Annotated in this window: 22 protein-coding genes; 12 read left to right on the plus strand and 10 right to left on the minus strand. The window is 33.5% G+C overall.

Features of this window, described 5'->3' with window-relative positions; genetic code table 11:
* Nucleotides 1-19: 19 nt before the first annotated feature.
* Entirely contained in the window at nt 20-694 is a 675-nt protein-coding gene (locus N3C_RS08915; RefSeq protein ID WP_074365685.1) for a response regulator transcription factor, read from the minus strand.
* A 195-nt stretch (nt 695-889) separates the two neighbouring features.
* Here N3C_RS08915 and N3C_RS08920 point away from each other — a divergent pair, with 195 nt between their 5' ends.
* The 5 genes from N3C_RS08920 to N3C_RS08940 all read left to right on the plus strand — a co-directional run bounded on the left by N3C_RS08920 (nt 890) and on the right by N3C_RS08940 (nt 5990).
* Complete coding sequence (locus N3C_RS08920) at nt 890-1687, plus strand: polyphosphate polymerase domain-containing protein (protein WP_074365686.1); 798 nt, start codon at nt 890-892, stop codon at nt 1685-1687.
* Nucleotides 1627-2322, plus strand: a complete 696-nt coding sequence (locus N3C_RS08925; RefSeq protein ID WP_074365687.1) for a DUF4956 domain-containing protein — start codon at nt 1627-1629, stop codon at nt 2320-2322. Before N3C_RS08920 ends, N3C_RS08925 begins: the two co-directional genes overlap by 61 nt.
* An 84-nt stretch (nt 2323-2406) precedes the next feature.
* Nucleotides 2407-4521, plus strand: a complete 2115-nt coding sequence (locus tag N3C_RS08930) for a carbohydrate-binding domain-containing protein (protein ID WP_074365688.1) — start codon at nt 2407-2409, stop codon at nt 4519-4521.
* A 295-nt stretch (nt 4522-4816) separates the two neighbouring features.
* Complete coding sequence (locus N3C_RS08935; RefSeq protein ID WP_074365689.1) at nt 4817-5293, plus strand: staygreen family protein; 477 nt, start codon at nt 4817-4819, stop codon at nt 5291-5293.
* The gene (locus N3C_RS08940) at nt 5271-5990 is read left to right on the plus strand and encodes a DUF2238 domain-containing protein (protein ID WP_074365690.1); all 720 of its coding nucleotides are present in this window, start codon (nt 5271-5273) and stop codon (nt 5988-5990) included. Before N3C_RS08935 ends, N3C_RS08940 begins: the two co-directional genes overlap by 23 nt.
* Nucleotides 5991-6102: 112 nt before the next feature.
* Here the strand turns inward: N3C_RS08940 and N3C_RS08945 are convergent, their stop codons facing one another.
* Nucleotides 6103-6492 carry a winged helix-turn-helix transcriptional regulator gene (locus tag N3C_RS08945; protein ID WP_074365691.1) on the minus strand — a complete coding sequence of 130 codons (390 nt, stop codon included), beginning with the start codon at nt 6490-6492 and terminating at the stop codon, nt 6103-6105.
* Between the two features lie 211 nt (nt 6493-6703).
* Between N3C_RS08945 and N3C_RS08950 the strand changes: the two genes are divergently transcribed.
* Both N3C_RS08950 and N3C_RS08955 read left to right on the plus strand, forming a co-directional pair.
* Complete coding sequence (locus N3C_RS08950) at nt 6704-7309, plus strand: FMN-dependent NADH-azoreductase (protein WP_074365692.1); 606 nt, start codon at nt 6704-6706, stop codon at nt 7307-7309.
* A gap of 358 nt (nt 7310-7667) precedes the next feature.
* Complete coding sequence (locus tag N3C_RS08955; RefSeq protein ID WP_074365693.1) at nt 7668-8189, plus strand: GNAT family N-acetyltransferase; 522 nt, start codon at nt 7668-7670, stop codon at nt 8187-8189.
* An 82-nt stretch (nt 8190-8271) separates the two neighbouring features.
* On the opposite strand, the gene N3C_RS08960 is transcribed toward N3C_RS08955, so the two are convergent.
* From N3C_RS08960 to N3C_RS08970, 3 genes are all read right to left on the minus strand, one after another.
* Nucleotides 8272-10920 (minus strand): calcium-translocating P-type ATPase, PMCA-type, encoded by a 2649-nt coding sequence (locus N3C_RS08960; protein WP_074365694.1) that lies wholly within the window; start codon nt 10918-10920, stop codon nt 8272-8274.
* Nucleotides 10921-11177: 257 nt separating this feature from the next.
* The gene (locus N3C_RS08965) at nt 11178-12659 is read right to left on the minus strand and encodes a 4Fe-4S dicluster domain-containing protein (RefSeq protein ID WP_074365695.1); all 1482 of its coding nucleotides are present in this window, start codon (nt 12657-12659) and stop codon (nt 11178-11180) included.
* Nucleotides 12660-12851: 192 nt separating this feature from the next.
* Nucleotides 12852-13220 (minus strand): VOC family protein, encoded by a 369-nt coding sequence (locus tag N3C_RS08970; protein ID WP_074365696.1) that lies wholly within the window; start codon nt 13218-13220, stop codon nt 12852-12854.
* A gap of 113 nt (nt 13221-13333) precedes the next feature.
* Between N3C_RS08970 and N3C_RS08975 the strand changes: the two genes are divergently transcribed.
* Together N3C_RS08975 and N3C_RS08980 are read left to right on the plus strand one after the other, a co-directional pair.
* Nucleotides 13334-14068 (plus strand): MBL fold metallo-hydrolase, encoded by a 735-nt coding sequence (locus tag N3C_RS08975; protein ID WP_074365697.1) that lies wholly within the window; start codon nt 13334-13336, stop codon nt 14066-14068.
* A gap of 54 nt (nt 14069-14122) precedes the next feature.
* A complete protein-coding gene (locus tag N3C_RS08980; protein WP_074365698.1) occupies nt 14123-15031 on the plus strand; it encodes a carbohydrate kinase family protein in 909 nt (302 codons plus the stop codon).
* Nucleotides 15032-15357: 326 nt separating this feature from the next.
* On the opposite strand, the gene proC is transcribed toward N3C_RS08980, so the two are convergent.
* The gene (gene proC / locus N3C_RS08985; RefSeq protein ID WP_074365699.1) at nt 15358-16170 is read right to left on the minus strand and encodes a pyrroline-5-carboxylate reductase; all 813 of its coding nucleotides are present in this window, start codon (nt 16168-16170) and stop codon (nt 15358-15360) included.
* A complete protein-coding gene (locus N3C_RS08990; RefSeq protein ID WP_074365700.1) occupies nt 16163-17524 on the minus strand; it encodes a CCA tRNA nucleotidyltransferase in 1362 nt (453 codons plus the stop codon). Before N3C_RS08990 ends, proC begins: the two co-directional genes overlap by 8 nt.
* A gap of 202 nt (nt 17525-17726) precedes the next feature.
* Here N3C_RS08990 and N3C_RS08995 point away from each other — a divergent pair, with 202 nt between their 5' ends.
* The 3 genes from N3C_RS08995 to N3C_RS09005 are packed head-to-tail and all read left to right on the plus strand — an operon-like array spanning nt 17727 to nt 19750.
* Entirely contained in the window at nt 17727-18686 is a 960-nt protein-coding gene (locus N3C_RS08995) for a 3'-5' exoribonuclease YhaM family protein (RefSeq protein ID WP_074365701.1), read from the plus strand.
* Between the two features lie 2 nt (nt 18687-18688).
* Nucleotides 18689-19075 carry an ACT domain-containing protein gene (locus N3C_RS09000; protein WP_074365702.1) on the plus strand — a complete coding sequence of 129 codons (387 nt, stop codon included), beginning with the start codon at nt 18689-18691 and terminating at the stop codon, nt 19073-19075.
* Nucleotides 19076-19090: 15 nt separating this feature from the next.
* Nucleotides 19091-19750, plus strand: a complete 660-nt coding sequence (locus N3C_RS09005; RefSeq protein WP_074365703.1) for a histidine phosphatase family protein — start codon at nt 19091-19093, stop codon at nt 19748-19750.
* 174 nt (nt 19751-19924) lie between these two features.
* On the opposite strand, the gene N3C_RS09010 is transcribed toward N3C_RS09005, so the two are convergent.
* The 3 genes from N3C_RS09010 to N3C_RS09020 form a co-directional block, all read right to left on the minus strand.
* Nucleotides 19925-20704, minus strand: a complete 780-nt coding sequence (locus N3C_RS09010) for an ABC transporter permease (protein WP_074365704.1) — start codon at nt 20702-20704, stop codon at nt 19925-19927.
* Nucleotides 20701-21447, minus strand: coding sequence for an ABC transporter ATP-binding protein (locus tag N3C_RS09015; protein WP_074365705.1), 747 nt, complete (start codon nt 21445-21447; stop codon nt 20701-20703). Before N3C_RS09015 ends, N3C_RS09010 begins: the two co-directional genes overlap by 4 nt.
* Before the next feature lie 207 nt (nt 21448-21654).
* Nucleotides 21655-22612, minus strand: a 958-nt coding sequence (locus tag N3C_RS09020) for a CPBP family intramembrane glutamic endopeptidase (protein WP_306345592.1), incomplete at its 5' end; no start/stop codon positions are given.

Below are 22612 nucleotides of genomic sequence, written 5' to 3' on the forward strand. Positions count from 1 at the left end.
TTGATTCCTTTGTTTTATATTAGTTTGATTCTAATATATAGCCTACTCCTCTTACAGTATTTATAGTAACCTGTGAATTTAGATGGGTTAGTTTCTTTCTTAAAAAGGAAATGTACACTTCTACATTATTATATTCTACTTCAGAGTCAAAACCCCAAAGCTTTTCAATTATCTGTTCTTTTGAAGTAGTAACATTTTTTCTTGAAATGAGCAGTTCTAAAAGCTCTGCTTCTTTCAGTATTAACTTAATTTCTTTATTATCCTTTGATAATTTCAAAGTAGACATGTTTAATTGTAGATCTCCAAACTTTAGTGAGTTATCTTCAAGAACTCTTCCCTTTCTTCTACTTACAGCCCTTATTCTAGCTAGTAATTCTTCACTGGCAAAGGGCTTTGCCAAATAATCATCAGCACCACAGTCAAGTCCTTTTACTTTATCTGAAATTTCTCCCCTTGCAGTCAAAAGTATTACTTGAGTGGATAAGCCTTCCTTTCTAATTTCCTTAAGAATGCTTAATCCATCTATCTTAGGTAGCATAATATCTAAAACAATTAAATCATAAATATCACTTAAAGCATTATCTAAACCACTTTCTCCATCATTGGCTGTATCAACGGTATAATTATTTTTTCTTAATATTTGTGTTAAAGCCTCAGCTAATGGAATCTCATCTTCTACTATTAAAATTCTCATCTTTTTCTCCTCTTTTTCCTCTTTTAATTTATTTTATTATATCAAATAAACCTTTAATAAACCTTAAAATATATTGATTTAGAGTGTTTGGCAGATTTCTTAAATCATTTAAGGTTTGTTTAAGATTGCATTTGTAAAATGGGTTCATAGAGAAGCCGCAAGGATAAAATTTTCCTAGTAAGGAGGATAGGGTCAATGGCTATAGAGGTATTTAATAGAACTGAATGTAAGTTCATAGTTGATGGGGAAGTGTATGAAAAGTTAAATGAAAGGCTTCAAGAATTTATGGAAAATGATGCTTATAGCAAAAATGATGGTTTCTACACTATTAGCAATATTTATTATGATACTCAAGATAACTACCTTATAAGAAATTCTTTAGATAAGCCTAAGTACAAAGAGAAACTTAGACTTAGAGCCTATGGTGTTCCTAAAGTAGAGGATAAAGTGTTTTTAGAGATTAAGAAAAAGTTTAATGGAGTAGTCAACAAAAGAAGGACAACCATTAAGTTAGGGGAAGCCTATGAGTATTTAAATAGTAGAGAAAAACCAGAGATAAAAAGCTATATGAATAAGCAAGTTTTAAATGAAATAGATTATATTTTAAAACTTTATAACTTGGAGCCAAAGCTCTATCTAGCTTATGACAGAAGAGCAATGTTTGGCAAAAATGATAAGAGCTTAAGAATAACCTTTGATAACAATATACGAACTAGAAGATATGACTTAAGACTTGAAGCAGGAGATTATGGAGATCAGCTACTAGAAGAGGGAATGTTCCTTATGGAAGTTAAAGTTGAAAAAAATATTCCCCTTTGGCTTGCAAGGCTTCTATCAGAATATAAGATTTATAAAACCAGTTTTTCTAAGTATGGTAAAGAATATGAAAATACTCTTAGTAAGAATATAAAAATGAAGGGAGAAATGAATGAATGTTTGACTCAATATTCAGCTCAATATCTAGCACAGCAAGTACAGCCTCAATACCTTTAATAGATTCAGTTTTAACTATTTTAATATCCTTTATACTAGGTGTGATTATTAGCTTAACTTACATGAAAACAGCTCAAAATAAGGTGTATTCACAAAACTTTGCTTTAACCCTTATTATAGTACCAATGGTAATAGCTATTATAGTGCTCTTAATAGGTAGTAATGTGGCAAGGGCCTTCAGTTTAGCCGGTGCCTTTTCAATAATAAGATTTAGAAGTGCCCCGGGAAATTCAAAGGATATTAGTTTTGTTCTATTTACTATGGCAGCAGGACTTGCTTGTGGTGTGGGAGCATATAGCTACGCAATCTTATTTACAGTGTTTTTATGTGTTTTAATGTTTGTTCTTAGTGTAATAAACTTTGGCGGAAGAAAGGTATCATCTATGATTTTAAAGATTACTATCCCAGAAGACTTAGATTATGAAGGTGTCTTTGATGAGGTTTTCCAGAAGTACACAAGATCCCATGAACTAATAAAAGTAAAAACAACAGACTTAGGAAGTTTATTTCAACTTATATTCACTATTACTTTAGATTCTAACAAGAGTCAAAAGGAATTTTTAGATGCACTTAGATGTAGAAATGGCAACTTAAATATAACTTTGTCATTGAATGAAGATAGTTCAGAATATTAAAGGATAATTCAAGAAGGCTATATATTCTAATATGCCTATTTCCAACATCTAAAATGTAGATGTAAATAAAAAGGAGAATTAAAAATGAATAGAAAGAAAATATATTCAAAATTAGCCCTATTTCTTGTTTGTGCCACATTTTTATATGGCTGTGGCCCTGATAAAGAAAATAACAATAATGAATCAATCCAGTCAACTACTATAGAAGTTAAGAATAGTATTCTTGGTGATAAAACAGTAAAAGCTGTTATAGAAGAGCTGGTTACATATGATACTGAAGATTTATATATGGACTGGAGTGCTGAACAAGTAAATTATATAGAACTCAAAGATGGTGGCTCCTCTATAGAAGGTTCAGGGGTAGAGGAAAAGGATGGTAAAATTACTATTACTGCTGGAGGAAGCTATGTTATCAGCGGCAAACTCTCCAATGGTCAAATAGTTGTAGACACAGATGATACCGTTCGCTTGATTTTAAATGGTGTAGAGATAAATTGCTCTGATAATGCAGCAATTTATGTAAAGAATGCTAAAAAAACAATTATTTCTCTTGAAGAGGGTACGGAAAATATCATATCAGATGGAAGCCAATATATTTTAAAAGATGAGGATAGTGATGAACCTACTGCGGCTATATTTAGTAAAGACGATATAATTATAAATGGAAGTGGTAAGTTAATTGTAAAGGCAAATTATAAGGACGGAATTACCAGTAAAGACGATTTAAAAATTACTGGAGGAAATATTGAAATTACTTCAGTAGATGACGGTATAATTGGTAAGGATTTATTAGCGGTTAAATATGGAACCATAACTATTGATGCAGATGGGGATGCATTAAAGGCTTCTAATGATAAGGATGCTTCTAAAGGAAATATAGTTATAGAAAATGGAACCTTTACTTTAAAGGCAGAAAAGGATGGAATGCAAGCAGAAACAGCAGTACTTATAGGGGACGGTTCTTTTGACATTACTTCTGGTGGCGGTTCTGCAAATGCTCCTGAAAAGACTTCAGATGATATGGGAATGCCTATGGGAGGTGGCCAAATGGGAACTCCACCAACAGGAGGTGGAATGCAAAAGCCAATGGAAGATCAAAATGGTCAAGGAATGGATAAACCAACAGGTGACCAAATGACAGCACCACCAGAAATATCAAGTGGAGATCAAAATATAACACCACCGCAGCAGCAAAGGAGAGACCCGCAGGGACAAATTGGAACAGAAACTTCTAATGGAAATTCTAACTCAACAAGTACAGAGGAAGTAAAAACTGAAAGTACAAAAGCAATAAAGGCTGGCAGCGATGTAGGAATTGCTGGAGGTACCTTTAAAATAGACTCAGTAGATGACGCTATACACAGTAATAATAATATAGCTATAGAGGGTGGAGACATCACTCTTGCTTCTGGCGATGATGGAATTCATGGAGAAAAAACTTTGGCAATAAAAGGTGGAAAAATAACTATTACTAAGAGTTATGAAGGTATAGAAGGAGATGCAATAATAATTTCAGATGGTGAAATTAATATTACAGCTACCGATGATGGTATAAATGCTAGTGGTGATGAAGAAAGCTCTACAACAGACCAAACTGGTAACCAAAAAAGAGGTCCAGGTATGACCATGGGCAACAGTACTCTTTCTATAAATGGAGGATATATTTCAATCACTGCTGGAGTAGATGGACTAGATGCCAACGGTACTATATACATGACTAATGGCACAGTAATCATTAGTGCTTCTAATGGGGGTAAAGGAAATGGTGGTATAGACTATGATAGAAGCTTTGAATTGACAGGAGGCTTGCTAGTATCTTCTGGTGGTACTCAAACACCTTCTAATAGTTCAAGCCAGTATTCATTAATAATGTGTTACTCTGAGATGCAGAAAGCAGGAACTCTTGTGAGTTTAGTGGATGATAGTGGAAAAGCAATTGCTACCTTTGCACCTACAAATGATTATCAAACCGTAGTTATTAGCTCACCAGAGCTTAAGAAGGCAAGTACTTATACCTTATACTCTGGGGGCAAGTCCACTGGAACAGAAAAATGTGGCCTTTATATAGGTGGAACTTATGAAGGTGGAACAAAAATTACAAGCTTCGCAATTGAAGATATAGTAACTTGGCTCAATGAATCAGGTGTAACAGAGGCTCAAGAGGAAGGTATGCCCGGTCAAGGTGGTGGTCGTGGTTAAGGTGTAGTACCAGGGCAAGGAACAGCACCAGGAGCAGGTCAGGCTCCAGCAGAGGGACAGACACCCCAAATAAAATTGAACAATAGGACTCAAATCTATAAAAGAGCAAATAACTATAAAAAACTATTGATTAAATTGTCTTAGGTAGTTTAGTCAATAGTTTTTTTTATGGTGGAATTTAAGGAAGGTATAAATACATCTTGTAACTTTTGTTTTTATTTAGAATATACTGTATTTAAAGGAAGGGCTTTTTTATTGTATTAAAGACCAATAAAGATGATGGAGTGGAAAATATATGAATGTATTTGATCCTGAAAAGCTTTATGTGGAATTTAGACCAGGTGTAACAAAAATTGAACCAATTCTGGGACGGAAATACACATTAACTCACTCAGATATGAGTGCAGAGATTTTTTTGACAATAGGCCTAGAATTTGCATACGACAAAATCACTAGCATAAGAGATGAGGTTTTGGTAGAATGGTTAATAAGTGATAGGGGGTTAATTTTTTATGTCTATATTTATGTAGGAGACTTTGCCCCACAAGTTCTGGCTAAACGGGATGCCATTTTTAGGAGGGAATTACCCCTAGCACTGCAAGCTATTATTTACGGAGATAGTGAATTTTTTTATGCACATCCCCAGTTAGATAATACCCCTATTTATGTTTATTTCTATTCAAATGATCCTAACTATAATAGATATGAGTATTGGGGAACAATTAAGGATTATAGAAAAAAGGAGGTTAGTGCTATTGAAAATAACCAATAAAAAGTTTGAAAAGAGAAAAGATTTTATATTTTATACCGTACTTATTTTGCTTGTAGTTTCTCTTATCTATGCCATTTTCATGCTTTACTTTGCTCCTTCTGGCACATCTAATAATGAATATGATAGAGTAAAAAGTGACTATGTACTTATGATTTTACAATGCCTAGCAGGAAGTATAATTATTTTTCTTCCTTCCACTGTAGAACGGAAATATCGTATAGATATACCGGATGTAATGGAAATCATATATTTTATATTTTTATTTTGTGCTATATATCTTGGTGAGGTAAGAAACTTCTATTATAAAATTCCTTATTGGGATTTAATACTTCATTGTTTTAGTGCTGCTATGCTAGGAGCCCTAGGTTTTGTAATTGTGAATTTCTTTAATAACACAGAGAAAATAAAAATCAATTTAAGCCCATTTTTCGTGGCTTTATTTGCCTTTTGCTTTGCAGTAACCTGCGGAACAGTTTGGGAAATATATGAATTTGCTGCAGATCATCTACTTGGCACTAATATGCAAAAGTTTATCACTGCCGATGGAACTGTATTAATTGGACATGAAGCTATTGTAGATACTATGGAAGATATTATAGTAGATACTCTAGGAGCCTTAGTTGTAACAACTATAGGATACCTAAATCTAAAGAAGATAAATAGGCGCTCAGTAAAAACTAAGACAAGCTTTCATTAAAAATAAAGGATAGTAAGGTATTCTTACTATCCTTTATTTTCATGTATATTATTAAATCATATGGAGGAAAGTATCAGCTGCAGTGGCAATATTTAATTCCTCTAAATATTAATTAATCATTATTTATATCAACCTCTTTGTTACTAATAAATTGCTCCATGTATTCTTCACCAAAGCTATGCATGGATTGTAAAATAGGTATAAATTTCTTACCAGTTTCCGTTAGCCCATATTCAACCTTGGGAGGAACAACAGGATAAACTTTTCTATATATAAGTTTATCTTCTTCTAAACTTCTAAGTTGTGTTGTTAGCATCTTTTGAGTCACATTTGATAATTTCTTTTTTAGCTCACTAAATCTTAAGTTACCGGAACTTAAATGCCATAAGATAAGAATCTTCCACTTTCCAGATAAGATCCTGTTTACTATTACCATCGGACAAAGTCCCTCATTTTTATAATGTTCTTCACATTTATATTTCTTATTCGATGTATTATTCATATAAAAAACCCCTTGATTTTTATATAGGTATACAAAAGTATACTATGTATAGAAAAAGTACCTACTTGTAAGTCTAATTGAAATCAATTATCATTTAATTAAAGTTGAGTAAATTAATCGGATTTAAGATTATTATATCAAATTTCTATAAAAGAATAAATTGATAAAAAATAATAGAATTAAAATCATTAAGAAAAGTGAGGGATATAAATTGAAAAAAGTATTATATATAAAGGCAAATATTAAACCAGAAGGTGAATCAAGAACTTTTAAGCTTTCGGATACCTTTATTGAAGAATATAAAAGATTGAACCCAGAAGACCAAATTACTGTATTAGATCTATACAAAGAAAATATAGATTTCTTAAAACTTGAAGATCTAGGACCGGTATTTGGACCTAAAACTGCAGAAAGCAAAAATCATCCAATATTAAAATATGCTTATCAATTTGCAGAAGCAGATAAGATTGTTTTAGCAGCTCCAATGTGGAACTTAGGAATGCCAGCTATAGTTAAAGCTTACTTTGACTATGTATCAGTAACAGGAATTACCTTCGGATATACTGCAAATGGTCCCGTTGGATTGTCTAAGGGTGAAAAAGCTATAATTATTTCAGGAAGAGGCGGAAACTATTCGACTCCTCCAATGGACGCTTTAGAAATGGGAGAAAGATATGCTAAAACTATAATGAATTTTCTTGGAATTAAGGAAGTTCAAAGCTTAGGAGCAGAAATGCTGGATGTTAAAGAAGTGGACACTGACAAAATATTAAATGATGCAATTGAAAAAGCAAAAGAGGCTGCTAAGAATTTTTAGTGTTTAAAGTAGATGGAAAGAACCTTTTTATAGGTTCTTTTTTTGCTTTGTTTCAAAGAAGTGTTGATGTATAAGGGGAGAGTATCAGGACAACAAATATAGTGATTAGAAGATTGATGAAAATATTGTATGATTGTGATAATATTGAGCTATAAATTAAGTTGCGATTGTAAATTATAACCAACTAAAGATATATAGGGTGTTAACCTTAGAAAAAAACTTAATACCATTTGCCTATGAAACACCATTCAGTTAATAACTCAGTAGTTAAATTAATATACGATGTTCTTATAAGATGTATTTATGTTATAGACTTGTATTAAAAAGTATGGTTTAAGATAGAAGGGGCAAACATTTGATGAACACTATCAATTTAAATTTAGTAAATGGTTATAAAATTAAATCTCTTTCTACATATGATTGCAACACCGTTGAGAAGTTATGTAAAAAATGTTCTGATTATTATATTTTGGTTGATGGGGTATTACCATCTATAGAAGAGGTAGGTAAAATATTTACTGATCTACCTCCAAATAAAAGTTATGAAGATAAATTTGTTTTGGGGATATTTACCTATAATGATAAGTTGGTAGGTATAGTTGACCTTATAAGGGACTATCCAACTGCTGGAGAGTGGATGCTTGGATTAATGATTATTGACTCTGATGAAAGAGGTAATGGATTAGGAACAATGGCACATAAAGCATTAAGTGAATGGGCAATTAGTTTAGGAGCAAAGACTTTTAGAATAGGTGTAGTTCAAGAAAACTACAGAGCAATTAAATTTTGGTCAGGGTTAGGATATATAAAGATTAAAGAAGTGGATATGGAATTTAAGGCAAAGAAACATATAGTGGATGTTATGCGATTGCAGTTTTGAAATAAACTATTACTATAAATTAGTGTGTAAAAAAGGCTACCCTTATCATAGGGCAGCCTTTTATAATACCTTCTATTTCTATTTAGTTTGCCTTCTTACTATCATAAGCTCTTTGGAATATCTTAACTACTTCAACTATAGGAATCACTAGGAAACCTAAGCCTAAAGCTACAAGGTACTCAGCTAATGATATACTTTCAAACTGGAAGGCTGAGGCTAAGAAAGGAACGAATATAACTGTACTTGTTAAAATTAGAGAAGCTACCATAGCTGCAAATAGATACTTGTTATGGTGCTTAATTTTTAACAGAGAGTTTCTTCTGCTCCTCATGTTTAGTGAATGGAACATTTCTGCCATGGATATAGTTAAGAAGGCCATGGTCATTCCATCTGGACTTTCAGCTATTTCAAACACACCAGCTTCCATATAGTGTCCAATGAAGTAAGCAGCCACGGTAAGCACTGTAACCATAACACCCTGCCATACAACATCAAAGCCTAAACCTCTAGCAAATATTCCTTCCTTAGAATCACGTGGAGGACGTTTCATAGTATCTGCTTCGCCCTTTTCCATACCTAGTGCAATTGCTGGGAAAGAGTCAGTGATTAAGTTTATCCAAAGTAAATGCACTGGTTTTAAAATAGTAAATCCAAATAAGGTTGAAATAAAAATGGATAGTACCTCCGATAGATTGGAGGAAAGTAAAAATTGTACAGCTTTAATAATATTATCGTAAATACGACGACCTTCTCCTACTGCATTAACAATAGTAGCAAAGTTATCATCAGCTAAAACCATATCCGCTACGTTCTTTGTAACGTCTGTACCAGTAATACCCATTCCAACACCGATATCCGCACTCTTTATGGAAGGAGCATCGTTAACACCATCACCGGTCATTGCTACAATCTTGCCCTTCTTTTGCCATGCCTTAACTATACGAACCTTATGTTCAGGCTGCACACGGGCATATACAGAGTATTTTTCAATAACCTTATCTAATTCTTCATCGTTTAGATCATTTAATTCGCTACCAGTTAAAGCTTCTGAAGCATCTTTGATTATACCAAGCTGCTTTGCAATAGCTACAGCGGTATCCTTGTGGTCACCAGTGATCATTACTGTACGAACACCAGCGGCCTTACATTCTTCAATAGCAGGTTTAACCTCTGGACGAATTGGGTCAATCATACCAGTTAAACCAATAAAGCAAAGATCCTTTTCCAAGAAATCTGGAGTCTGTTCTTCAGGCATATTCTCCCAATTACGGAAAGCTGCCGCAAGAACACGGAGAGCTTGATCTGCTAAAGACTTATTAGCATCAGCTATTTTCTTTTTCATTTCATCGGTCATAGGTTTTATAGCAGAACCGTCCCAATACGTAGAACATTTGGCTACAAGTACATCAGGAGCACCCTTTGTATATTGTACAAAGCTGTTATCTTGTAATTTATGTATAGTACTCATTAACTTTCTGCCTGAGTCGAAAGGAGCTTCACCAACACGAGGGGTATCTGCTTCCATTTCACCCTTATAAAGTCCCAATTTATAAGCATAGTTTACAAGAGCTGCCTCTGTAGGTTCACCTTCTGCTTCCTTGGAATCATTGAGGCGAGCATCGTTACAAAGAGCCATAGCACGACCTAACAATTTTTCATCTGCACCAAAGTGTTCTACTACGGTCATCTTGTTTTGTGTTAAGGTACCGGTTTTATCGGAGCAAATAACATTGGTACATCCTAAGGTTTCTACAGCAGTTAGCTTTCTAATAACTGCGTTTCTCTTGGACATATTAGTAACACCAATGGAAAGAACTATAGTAACAACGGCAGCCAGACCCTCTGGAATAGCAGCTACCGCTAAGGAAACCGCTATCATGAAGGTTGAAAGTACACTGTCGCCGGTAATATCAGGATAAATTCTAAATACGCTAAAAATAAATATAAACACACATATACCAAGCACTAACCAGCTTAGAGTTTTGCTCAGCTCATTTAACTTAATTTGCAATGGAGTTTCGTTTTCTTGAGCCTGAGTAATAGCATCGGCAATTTTACCCATCTCAGTATCCATACCTGTGGCAGTAATAACAGCACTTCCACGACCGTATACTACTGTACTACCCATGTATACCATATTTTTACGGTCCCCAAGAGGAATATCTTTTTCATTTTCTAGCTTTAAAGCATCAACTACTTTTTCTACAGGAACACTTTCTCCAGTTAATGCAGCTTCTTCTATCTTTAAGCTAGCACTGTCTAATAGTCTTGCATCGGCAGGAACGGAATCACCGGCCTCAAGTAAGATTACATCACCAACTACAAGATCTTCACTTTTAATTACCTGAATTTTGCCATCACGAATAACCTTTGAAGTGGCTGCAGATATAGCTTGTAAAGCTTCAATAGCTTTTTCTGCCTTATTTTCTTGGTATACACCTAAGGCAGAGTTAATAACAACTACAGCAAGAATAATAATTACATCCGCGAAGGATTCTCCTGAATATGCAGCGGTAATACCGGAAATTGCAGCAGCTGCCAGTAGGATAATGATCATAGGATCCTTTAACTGATTAAAGAATCGTATAATCAGTGACTCCTTCTTAGCTTCCTTTAGCTTGTTTTTACCATTTTGCTCAAGTCTCCTTTGTGCTTCATTCATGGAGAGGCCTTCTGCAGAGCTTTTTAGATTTTGCAGAACCTCTTCCGATGTTTGTAAGTACTCTTTCATTCTATTCCTCCTCCAATAAAAATAGATCAAGTATTTACCGTACTTGATCCATTAAAAGAAATGACTCAAGTACAGTAAAAACTATACATGAGTCTCATATTTTACGATAAGCCAGGTTTTAAAGCTAAGCTTTAAAGCCAGGATGTTGACTTATCACGCATTGCTGCGCATATTACTCCCTCATATAACAAGTATAATATCATAATATGGGGTATTTTGTCAATAACAAGTATAAATGTAATTGGAGAGAAGAGATCTTATCTTTCTAAGTTTACTCCCTCAAATTCTTGTAACTTTTCATTAGATAATACGCTCTTACTTTCAGAACTATTGCTAAACTTAACAAGCTGAGGCTTGGACTTTAACATAGAAACCATAGTAGCAGGGCCGCCTATGCAACCACCAGTACACATCATTCCTTCAATAAAGTTGCAACCTAACTTACCAGTCTTAGCTAAAGTCATAGTTTTCTTAAGTTCTGCGCCTCCACTAACCTTAATAGGTTTAAATTCTATGTTAATATTCTTATCATGTATGTAATTTTCTACTGCAGCAGTTAAACCACCACTTTGAGCAAAGCCACGTCCATATAATGAAGCATCGTTAGCTTCAGACTCTTCACATTTTTCAGGATCTATGCCATAGGCATCGAATAGAGCAGTCATTTCCTCAAAAGTCATAACATAATCTATAGCATCCTTAATAGATGGTCTAGTTATCTCATTTTTCTTTGCAGTGCAAGGACCAACAAAGACAACTACTGCATCAGGAATTAATTTCTTTATAAGTCTACCTGTAGCTACCATTGGAGATACAGTGGATGAAATCTTGTCCTTTTGATCTGGGAACATTTTTTCAATGAAGTTAACAAATCCAGGACAGCAAGAGTTAGTCATATAAGTTTGTCCTTCTTCCATTCTTTCAACAAATTCATTTGCTTCATGAACTGTTACTGCATCTGCACCACAGGCAGCTTCCACCATTCCTTTAAAGCCTAATTGTAGGAAAGCTGACTTAATTTGTCCAACAGTTACCTTTGGTCCAAATTGTCCTGTAATTGCTGGAGCTACTACTGCAAATACTTCTTTATTGTCTTCAAGAGCTCTAACTACATTAGTTATATAGCTTCTATCAGATATTGCACCAAAGGGGCATATATCCATGCAAGCACCACAGTTTATACACTTTTCTTCTTTAATCATAGCTCTTCTGTCATCAGCTACATCTAAAGCACCTGTTGGGCAAGCTTTTTTACAAGGTCTCATAACTTCTGATATAGCATTATAAGGACATGCTTTTGAGCACATACCACATTCTTTACAAAGATCCTGATCAATATGAGCTTGACCATTAACTCTTGTAATAGCATTTACTGGACAAACTTCCATACACTTATGTTTAATACATCCTCTACAAACATCTGTAACCCTATATCTATCAATAGGGCATCTATCACAGGCAGAGGGTATAACATAAATCATTTGATCGCTCTTTAGTTCTTCAAGAGTTTCACACTCATCACCGCTAGGAACATAACCGGAAGCTAACTTGGCTCTTTCTTTAATAATAGCTCTTTCATGATAAACACAACATCTATAATTGGCCTTTGGACCAGGAATAATTTTATAAGGTAGACGTTGAATTTCTGATTGATTAAGCTTGTCCTCCTTAGCTAAAAGCGCAACTTCTTTTAATGTTTGATGCTTTAACATTTTTAATGGATGTTCGAAATTAAACATAGTAACCACCTTCTCTTGAGTTTTGTATTCATAGTACCAGTATTTTTATATATGCTATATTATAGCATACTATGTTAAAAAAATAACAAAAAATTTAAAAATATATTTATAAGTTTTTGCAAAAATGGAGTATGTATATAAAAGATTAAGGGCAATTCAGAAAGGTACTGAATTACCCTAGATTTTAAGGGCTTACTTGTTAGGTAATATTTCAATCCAATAGTCATCTGGATCATTTATAAAGTATATGCCCATTTCTGGGTTTTCAAAGCAGATGCAACCCATTTTTTCATGGTGTGCGTGAGCTGCTTCATAGTCATCTACTCTTAAAGCTATATGGAATTCATTTTCTCCAAGATCATAAGCTTCTTTTCTGTCTTTTAACCATGTAAGCTCTAGCAAATGGTTAGTAGTTCCATCACCAAGATATACAAGGATAAAGCTTCCGTCTGGAGCTTCATATCTTCTTACTTCCTCAAGGCCTAAAGCTTCCTTATAAAAGGCAAGGCTACGGTCTAAATCTAATACATTTATATTATTATGATCAAATCTAAACTTCACAGTATTTCCCTCCTAATAATTTATCCAATTTATTATATCATTTGATTATTATAGTCTCAAGGGAGATAATATAAGATAGAAGACAGGTTAAAATTATACACGGAGGTGGAATTGTGAATTTAGAAAAAGTAAAAGTTACTTATTTAGATCATAGTAGTTTTGCAGTAGAGACTGAGAAGCATTTGTTAATTTTTGATTACTATAATGATGAAAGTGAAGGTCCACAAAGAGCCTTATCTAGTGGTGTAGTAGGAGAAGAAGATTTAAAAGTTAATAAAGAAATAATTGTATTTTCTTCCCACAGCCATGGAGATCATTTTAATCCTTTAATTTTAAAATGGCGTTCTTGGAGACCGGACATAAAATATGTTTTAAGCAATGATATTGTACTAGAGGAAAAGGATAGCAATATAAGATTTATGGTGCCTTATGAGCAAATACAGTTGGATAGTGTAAATATAAGGAGCTATGGTTCCACAGACATTGGGATATCCTTTATGGTACATGTAGACGGAGTGAATATTTTCCACGCTGGAGATTTAAACTGGTGGTATTGGTGGGATGATACTCCAGAGGATATACAAAAGGCAGAGCGTTGGTTTAAAGAAGAAGTTGAAAGGATAGTTGGGGAAAAAATAGACATAGCCTTCTTTCCTGTAGATCCAAGATTGGAGCATAACTATTGCAAGGGAGCCTTGTATTTTATAGAAAAATTAGCACCTAAGTATTTTGTTCCTATGCATTTTTGGGGAAACTTTGATGTATGCTCAAAGTTTAAGGCAGAAGTGGAAGGATTATCTACAGAGGTTGTGGAAATAAGTAGCCGTGGACAAAATATTTTGCCTTAGGGAAGTCAGAAATTTATTAACATTTCCTATTGGGCTAGTTTGAGGAGGGAAAATATGGCCAAATTTTTAGTATCAGGCCTACTAAACATTGAAACCACATTAAAAATTAAGAGCTTTCCTATAGAGTATGAACCGGTAAGCTATCCATTCTTCGGAATAGATTCCTCTGTATCTGGCGTAGGAATGAATATAGGCAAGGCCTTGCATACTCTTGGAGATGATGTAAGCCTGCTCAGTATAACAGGAAAGGATATGGAAGCAGACAATATTATTAACAGCATGAAGGAAGTAGGAGTAGATTGTAAATATATCTTAAAAGGTATAGAAAAAACTCCTAGGTCTGTTATCTTGTACGATGATGATGGCAAGAGACAAATATTTACTGATCTAAAGAACATACAAGAAACTAATTATCCACAGAATCTATTTATGGAAGCCTTGCAACAGTGTGATGTGGCGGTATTGGCTAATATTAATTTTTCAAGACCTTTTTTACAGAAGGCTAGGGAGTTAAATAAACCGATAGTTAGCGATGTGCATGTGGTTAATGACATATATGACAGCTATAACGCAGATTTTATGAGATACGCTAATATACTTTTTATGAGCCATGAAAAAATAGAGGAGCCAGTAGAAGATTTTGCTGAAAAGGTATTAAAAGAATACAAAAATGACATACTAGTTATAGGAATGGGAGCAGAAGGGGCCCTTCTATATGTAAAGAAGGATAATTTCATGGGTAGATTCCCTGCAGTAAAAACTAGAAAAGTATTTAACACTGTAGGAGCAGGGGATTCACTGCTATCTAGTTTCATACATTTTTATTTCAAAAATAATGATCCTTATGAAGCTATAAAAAAGGCAATGATTTTCGCTTCTTATAAAATTGGAGAAAAGGGCGCAGCTAATGGTTTTCTACAAGAAGAGACAATTGACACCTATTACAAAGAGATTTATAAGTAAAAAAATGGTGAAAGGTGTTGGAATAAAATTCATGTGGATAATTTGGATAAATATATTCACAGTTGTGTATTAATTAAAAAATAAGTGAAATCAATAAAGTTAGTCACATTAATCACAGGTTTATCCACAGGTTAGTGGATAAAACCAACATATTATCCACAAAGTTATCAACTTAATCCACAGAAAATTAGAAGTTTTACACAGGACAAGCATTTTTTTATTAAAGTTATCCACAAAAAAGCAGTGACAGCTTTTAAAAGTTACTAAAATAACTGACACTGCTTTTATTTCGACATTTTATTTAGTTATTATCCTGTGGATAACTCTTAGTTATTGTTGCTCATTTCTATAGCTTTTTTGGTGCAGCTTTCCATAGCAGAGATGATAGTTCCTCTAAAGTTATACATCTCTAAAGAATAAACTGCTTCTATTGTAGTTCCTCCAGGAGAGCAAACCTTATCCTTTAAAGCTCCTGGATGTTCTCCGGTTTCTAGTACCATTTTAGCTGATCCATAGACTGCTTGGGCAGCAAATTTATAGGCCTTATCTCTTGGCATGCCTCTAAGTACAGCGCCGTCTGCTAAAGCCTCGATCATCATAAATACATAGGCTGGTGAGGAGCCGCTGATAGCAGGAATAGAGTCCATCAGTTTTTCATCTATTACTTCTGCTTCTCCAAAGCTTTGAAAGATAGAAAGAACTTCTGAAAGTTCTTCATCAGATACCCTGCAGTTTTTTGATAGGGCACTCATACCTTCTCCAACTAGGGCAGGGGTGTTAGGCATTGTTCTAATTACCTTCATATCTCGTCCAAAAGCTCTCTCCACAAAATCTATGCTTATGCCTGCAGCTATTGTTACAACTACTACCTCTTCCTTCACAGAAGAACTTATTTCCTTTATAACATTTCCATATATGTTTGGCTTTACTGCTAGAATAATTATATCGCTGAAGGAGGCAACCTCCTTGTTATCCACAGTGGTCAAAACTCCAAACTGTTCTTTTACTTTATTAAGAAAGCTCTCATTTTTGTCAGAAACCATTATGTTTTCTGGCAAGGTTATTCCTGATTTTACTATACCCCCTATCATGGCCTGCCCCATATTTCCACAGCCAATAAATCCAATTTTCTTATTCATTCTCATTACCTCTTTCCTCTTTACTTTTTTCAATATATTCTAAAGCCATTTCCTCTAGTTGATCCTTCTTGTTTAGTTTAGGATCTTCTAACACCTTTTCCATTAGGTGATTTAAGATTTCTCCTATAAGCTTACCGGGTTTTAAACCTAATCTTATTAAATCATCACCTTTTAATAGGAGATCTTTCACCGTTAAAGGTTCCTTATGTTCTAAGATTTCCTTAGATTTTTTTCTTAAGTGGTGGATTCCTGAGAAATCAAAAGGAGGAGCGCTTGCTTTAATATCTGCTTCCTGGAGGTTAAATAAGTCTTCTAGGTTCTCCTTGCCAACTCTAGTAATCACCTTTTTTATGGTGGAGCTCTTTAAATTGCTATATCTAGACATATGATCATAAACTAGATTTGAAACCTTTTTTATTGTGTCATTATCGTATCGTAATCTTTTTAATATGTATTCACACATATCTTTTCCTTTAAGTTCATGACCATAAAAGTGGCCAATTCCCTTTTCATCCAAGGTAAAGGTTACTGGTTTAGCTATGTCATGAAATAGTGCCCCTAGTCTTAGGGCAAGTCTAGGTTCCGTATTATCCATCACCATCAGAGTATGATAATACACATCCTTATCATGGTGAGGATTTCTTTGATCAAAACCAAACATAGTTAACACTTCTGGCAAGAAATATTGTAAAAGACCACCGATTCTTAAATTTTCTATGCCCCGTGAAGGTTCTTTAGAAAGTAATATTTTTGAGAACTCTTCACGAATTCTTTCAATACTTACATTTTTTATTAATTCACAGTTTAACTTAATAGCTTCAAAGGTTTTATCTTCTATATGGAAGCCTAACTGACAGGAAAATCTTATTGCCCTAATCATTCTTAAAGCATCTTCATTAAAGCGATCATGAGCATTTCCTACAGTTTTTATTATACCTTCTCTTAAATCTTCCAAGCCATTGAAAGGGTCCACTAGACCTTTACTATAATTATAGGCCATAGCGTTTATGGTAAAATCTCTGCGGCTTAGATCTTCCTCTAATTTAGAAGTAAATATAACTTCATCGGGATGTCGATTATCGGTGTACTCTCCATCTATTCTATAAGTAGTAACCTCAAAAGGAAGATTGTCTATCATAACTGTAATAGTTCCATGTTTAATGCCTGTAGGAATAGTATGTTTAAAAGTCTTAATAATAGCTTCCGGTAGTGCATTTGTAGTGATATCCCAATCATTAGGTTTTTTTTCAAGGATACTGTCTCTAATGCAGCCCCCTACAGCGAAAGCTTCATAGCCTTCTTTTTCTAATTCATTTATTATAAATTCAACCCTTGGGGGTAAAGTTATCTTCATTGGTGCACCTCCCTTTGGTAGTGGTATAATCTTTTTATTATATATTATAACAATAAAAGGCAACTTTAAATTATAAATTATGAGATTTATCTTTGAATAGGAAGATAGAATATTGAACGGTGTCTTTTTGCATATAAATACTTTATAATAGTAATTAAAGCATTTGGAATACATAACTATTTTTGAAGGGAGATTTACTTTTATGGCTAATATAAATGAGTTTCAGCAAGGTAAAAGAATTGAGGGTTTTTACCTTGTAAAATCTGTGGATTGTAAAACCACTAATAGTAATAATAAAAAGTATTTAGATTTTACTTTAGCAGATAAAACAGGAGAAATTAATGCTAAGCTTTGGGAAGTACCACCAGAGGAGGAAACAAAATATTCTCCTAATACTGTTATAAAGGTAAGGGGTACAGTGCTTTCTTGGCAAAATTCCTTGCAATTAAAAATTGAAAAAATAAGGCCTTCTACAGAAGAGGATAACTTGGATGTTTCTGAATTTGTGCCCACAGCGCCATTACCAGCGGAGGAAATGTATCACTTTATTAAAAGCTTTGTAGATAATATGAAGAACCCTGATATCCGTCGCATTGTTAGTACTATGCTAGAGGAAAATAAAGAGAAGATTATGTATTATCCTGCAGCAAAGAAAAATCATCACGCAGTAAGGTCGGGACTCTTGTACCATGTTTCTACTATGCTTAGGACAGCAGAGAAGATTAGTGAAGTATATACAAGCTTAAATAAAGATTTACTTTATGCGGGAGTAATCCTCCATGATCTAGCTAAAATGGAGGAAATGGACTCTAGCATCCTAGGTATAGTTAGCGATTATACTGTTGAAGGTACACTGCTTGGCCATATAGTTCAAGGAATTAAAAATTTAGAGATTGTGGGACAACGTTTAGGGGTAGATAAGGAAGTAGTAATGCTTTTGCAGCATATGATTCTCTCTCATCATTATGAACCGGAATATGGAAGTCCAGTAAAGCCTATGATTCCTGAGGCAGAAGTGTTACATTATTTAGATATTATAGATGCTAGAATCTTTGATATGACAAAGGCTACTAAGGATATAGAAGCTGGAAGTTTCTCCGATAGATTATGGTCTTTGGAAAATAGAAGAGTTTATAAGCCAAATTTAAAAAGTGAGAAATAAAAATGAGCAAGTTGAAAATTAGTGTTTTAGATATTACTGTGGGAGTATGCAGGCTATCACCTACAGAGGATATTCCTCACTGGGCATGTCAGGGAGAACTTTTTTCAATAACTAATACAGGAGAGGAACTTTCTATACTCTGTGAGGAAAAGTTTATACCCAAAGGAGTTATATGTGAAAGAGATTGGAAGGTATTGAAGGTGGAAGGACCTCTAGACTTTTCATTAATAGGGATTTTATCAAGAATTAGCAGCCTTTTGGCAGATACTGGTATTAGCCTCTTTGCCTTATCTACTTATGATACGGACTATATACTAGTTAAGAATAAGGATATAGATAGTGCTGTAGATGCATTGAAAAATAAGGAATATGATATTGTATTAAAATAGATAGGAAGAGGACTTATGATTAAAGAACTGCTTATTATCAGACATGGAGAAGATGAGTCAACTAAGGATGAAAGTTTAACAGGTGGTTGGACAAACTCTGCATTAACATTAAGAGGAAAAAGGCAGGCAGAGGCTACAGGGGAAAGGTTATGGGAAATTTTGAGGGGAAAGGAATTTGACTTTTTCTGTAGTGACTTAGATAATGCCTGGCAAACAGCAGAGATAATTGGCAGGTGTATTCATAAGAAACCCATGGTCTTTGGAGCATTGAGAGAGCTATGTAACGGTAGTGCTGCTAATTTAACTAAGAAGGAGGCAGAAAGTTTACTTAATCCAATAAGTGAACCAGTATGGGATTGGATACCTTATCCTAATGCAGAAAGTTGGAAGATGTTTAATAATAGAGTTTTTAACTTTATGGATAGTATAAATGATACTGCAGAGGAAAGGGTACTTATAGTAACTCACAGTGGTACCGCCATAGCAATTATATGTTGGTGGCTAGAGCTGGAGGAAGCTTATAAAAGAAATATATCCTTTGATATAGACCTAGGCAGCATAAGTCGCTTAAGGATAAATGAAAGTGGAGAAAAAACTATATCAAGTCTCAATGATACATCACATTTATATGGTAGCGCTATAGAACCTCCTACTTTCTTAAAAATAAAAAGATAGATAGAAGTTATAAAATATCAATATTAAAAGACCAGTGAAATCACTGGTCTTTATTAGTAATTTTAATCATTTTAATGCATTTCCTTATAGAATTCATTTTTATTTAATAATTTTTATTATGCAAAAATAAATATTTTACACTGGATACCGAACCTCCATGAATTTTACATATACTTAGTAATCAGATAATAATCCTTTGCGTTTTACATACCTACTAGCTAAAGTAAATACAATATATCCAACTGCTAACCATAGAAGAGAGCTTGTTATAAGTATTAGCCAGTCTTGACCTGTTACACTACTGTTAGCTGCTGCCTTTCTTGCCACATCTATTCCGTTAGTTAGGGGAAGAACTTTATTAATGTTAGGTAGAAAATTATTTGTGGTTAGTGTATCAGATACAAAAAGTAAGAATATTTGTATTAAAAATATTATATTACCTATCTTTTTTTCTTTTAGGGCTACTGCTCCTAATATAAGTCCTATTCCAAACATTCCAATAAGGGTTAGTATAAGTGATATAATAATGGTTCCATTAATTATTATTTTAGTACCGATAAAAAGGAATGCTGCCAGTGATATTATGATACATACCACAACTTCCACTGTTATAGAAGATATAAATTGTCTTAGCAATAACCATTGTATTGGCACTATAGCCATAAATTTTTGCTCTAAGGTTCCTTTAGTAGCTTCTGAAGCAATTCTAGTACTGGCAGAATTTATTGCGGATAAAGATAAGCTCCAAAAAACACAACCAATTAATAATAGAGTATTTGAATCTGCCGTAGTGCTACCATAGCTGCTGGCAAGAGAATAACCTGTGCCCATAAATACAAGAGAAAAATACAATACTCCAAATATTAAAATATCATTAAATATGCCTACTTTATAAGAAAAAGAATCCTTTAGGTGTAATATTATTTCAGCTTTTAAAGTGTTAAGATATTTCATATTGCCTCTTTCCTCTCCTTTGAGTTTATAATATCTTTATATCTTTCTTGGATACCCTCTGGAGTTAGGTTAGCCCTTTCGAAGTTGTCACGAATAATGCCTTTATATAAAACAATATATCTGTCCACTACATTATTTAAGAAACTTACATCATGAGATGTTATAAGTATAGTAGTATTAAAATCTTTATTTATATGCTTCAAGGTATTTTTAAGGTTTTCCTTTGACTCTATATCTAACCCATTTGAAGGCTCGTCTAATATAATAATTTCAGGGTTATGTAACAAACAAGCAGCTATAGCTACCTTTTGTTTTTCTCCTAAGGATAAGCTTTTAACTTGTCTATTTAAAAGATGCTTTATATCTAAAGTACTACTAAACTTTTCTATGCTACAATTTATATCTTTTTTATTTAAGCCTTTTAAGGATCCAAAGTAATAAAAGTTATCTTTTACAGTTACCCTCCAATGTAAGTTTCTAGCTCCTTCAAGAACAACGCCTATTTTGCTCATAATTGATTTTTCAGTAGAGTTGTTTAAGCTTATACCTGATATCTCCACAGTACCTTCATCTGGAATCAATAATCCGCTAATAATCTTAATTAAAGTTGTCTTTCCAGAACCATTTGGGCCTAGCAAGCCAATGATTTCACCTTTGTTTATAGTCATATTAATACCATTTAATGCTACTTTAGAAGCATTTTTATTACTATATACTTTTTTTATGTTATTAGTATTTATCATCTATTATTCACCTCAATTGTTTATTGATTAATTTACTTGTAAATTTATAAAAGCCTACAATAAATACTAACATATAAGTAAAAATAATATAATAATAAGAATTTGTTACATATTATAAAATACCAGTAATATTATTTTCAATAGATTTTTCTAAATTAATTATTCTTCATAATTTAAATGATAAAGGAAGCCCTAGAACTTCCTTTATCATTTATGAATACTGTTTATTTCATTATTTTCAATTGAAGGCTTATACACCTTCCACATATATAGGAAACTTAATAGCAGTATAAAGGTTACAACAAGTCCACCTTCAGGGCCAAAGCTTCCTCCATTTAATATGTTAGGATTTACTTTTTCCAAGGTAAACAAGGAAGAGGTTTCTTGGCCACTAACAAGAAAGCCGCATATATTTCCTTCAAAGTAGTTCCAAGTGATATGATAGCCGATAGCAAACCATAGATTTTTAGATTTGATTGTTATATAAGCCATAAGAAGGCCAAATAAAAATAAGTTTGTATAGCTTAGGGCATTCATACCGGGATTGAGGGCGTGCATTAATGAGAATATTATAGATGAAATTACCACTACAACAGAAGTTTTTCCTGTTTGTTTAAGCACTGTCATGCAGTAGCCTCTAACAAACATTTCTTCGTTAATACCAACAAAGATAAATAAAATGAATCCTGTTATAAGAGATATATTAAAGTTAGGTTCAGTTAAAGGCTTCGCTAGGGAAATATTTTTGGATAAAAGCAATATGGCAAAGACCATCAATAAACTTATAGCACCAAATAGCAATCCGTGAATTAAGTCCTTGTAACCTTTTTTTAAGCTAATCATTCCTATGTCTCGGATCGGTTTTTTGTCAAGTAGCTTCCAGAATAAAACAATGCATAATATTAGAATCAAACATTGAAGTATATTAAGAGCTAATCCTAATCCGCTATCTATATTGCTTAGAGTTGCTTCCAGATTATTAGTGGATTCCATAATATGGCTTAGATCCCCTTTAGCAATAGCAATTTGATATAGAGTAAAAATAAAGCCAATAAAAGCTGATAGTATACTTACTGTAAAAATAAAAGAAATAAAAACTATGGCTATTTTCCAACCTGAGCGAATTTGAGAGTTTTTGTTTACAAAAATATTTTTCATTATATGT

The sequence above is a fragment of the Clostridium sp. N3C genome, assembly GCF_900095445.1.
In the GTDB taxonomy this organism is placed as follows: domain Bacteria; phylum Bacillota; class Clostridia; order Clostridiales; family Clostridiaceae; genus Clostridium_AU.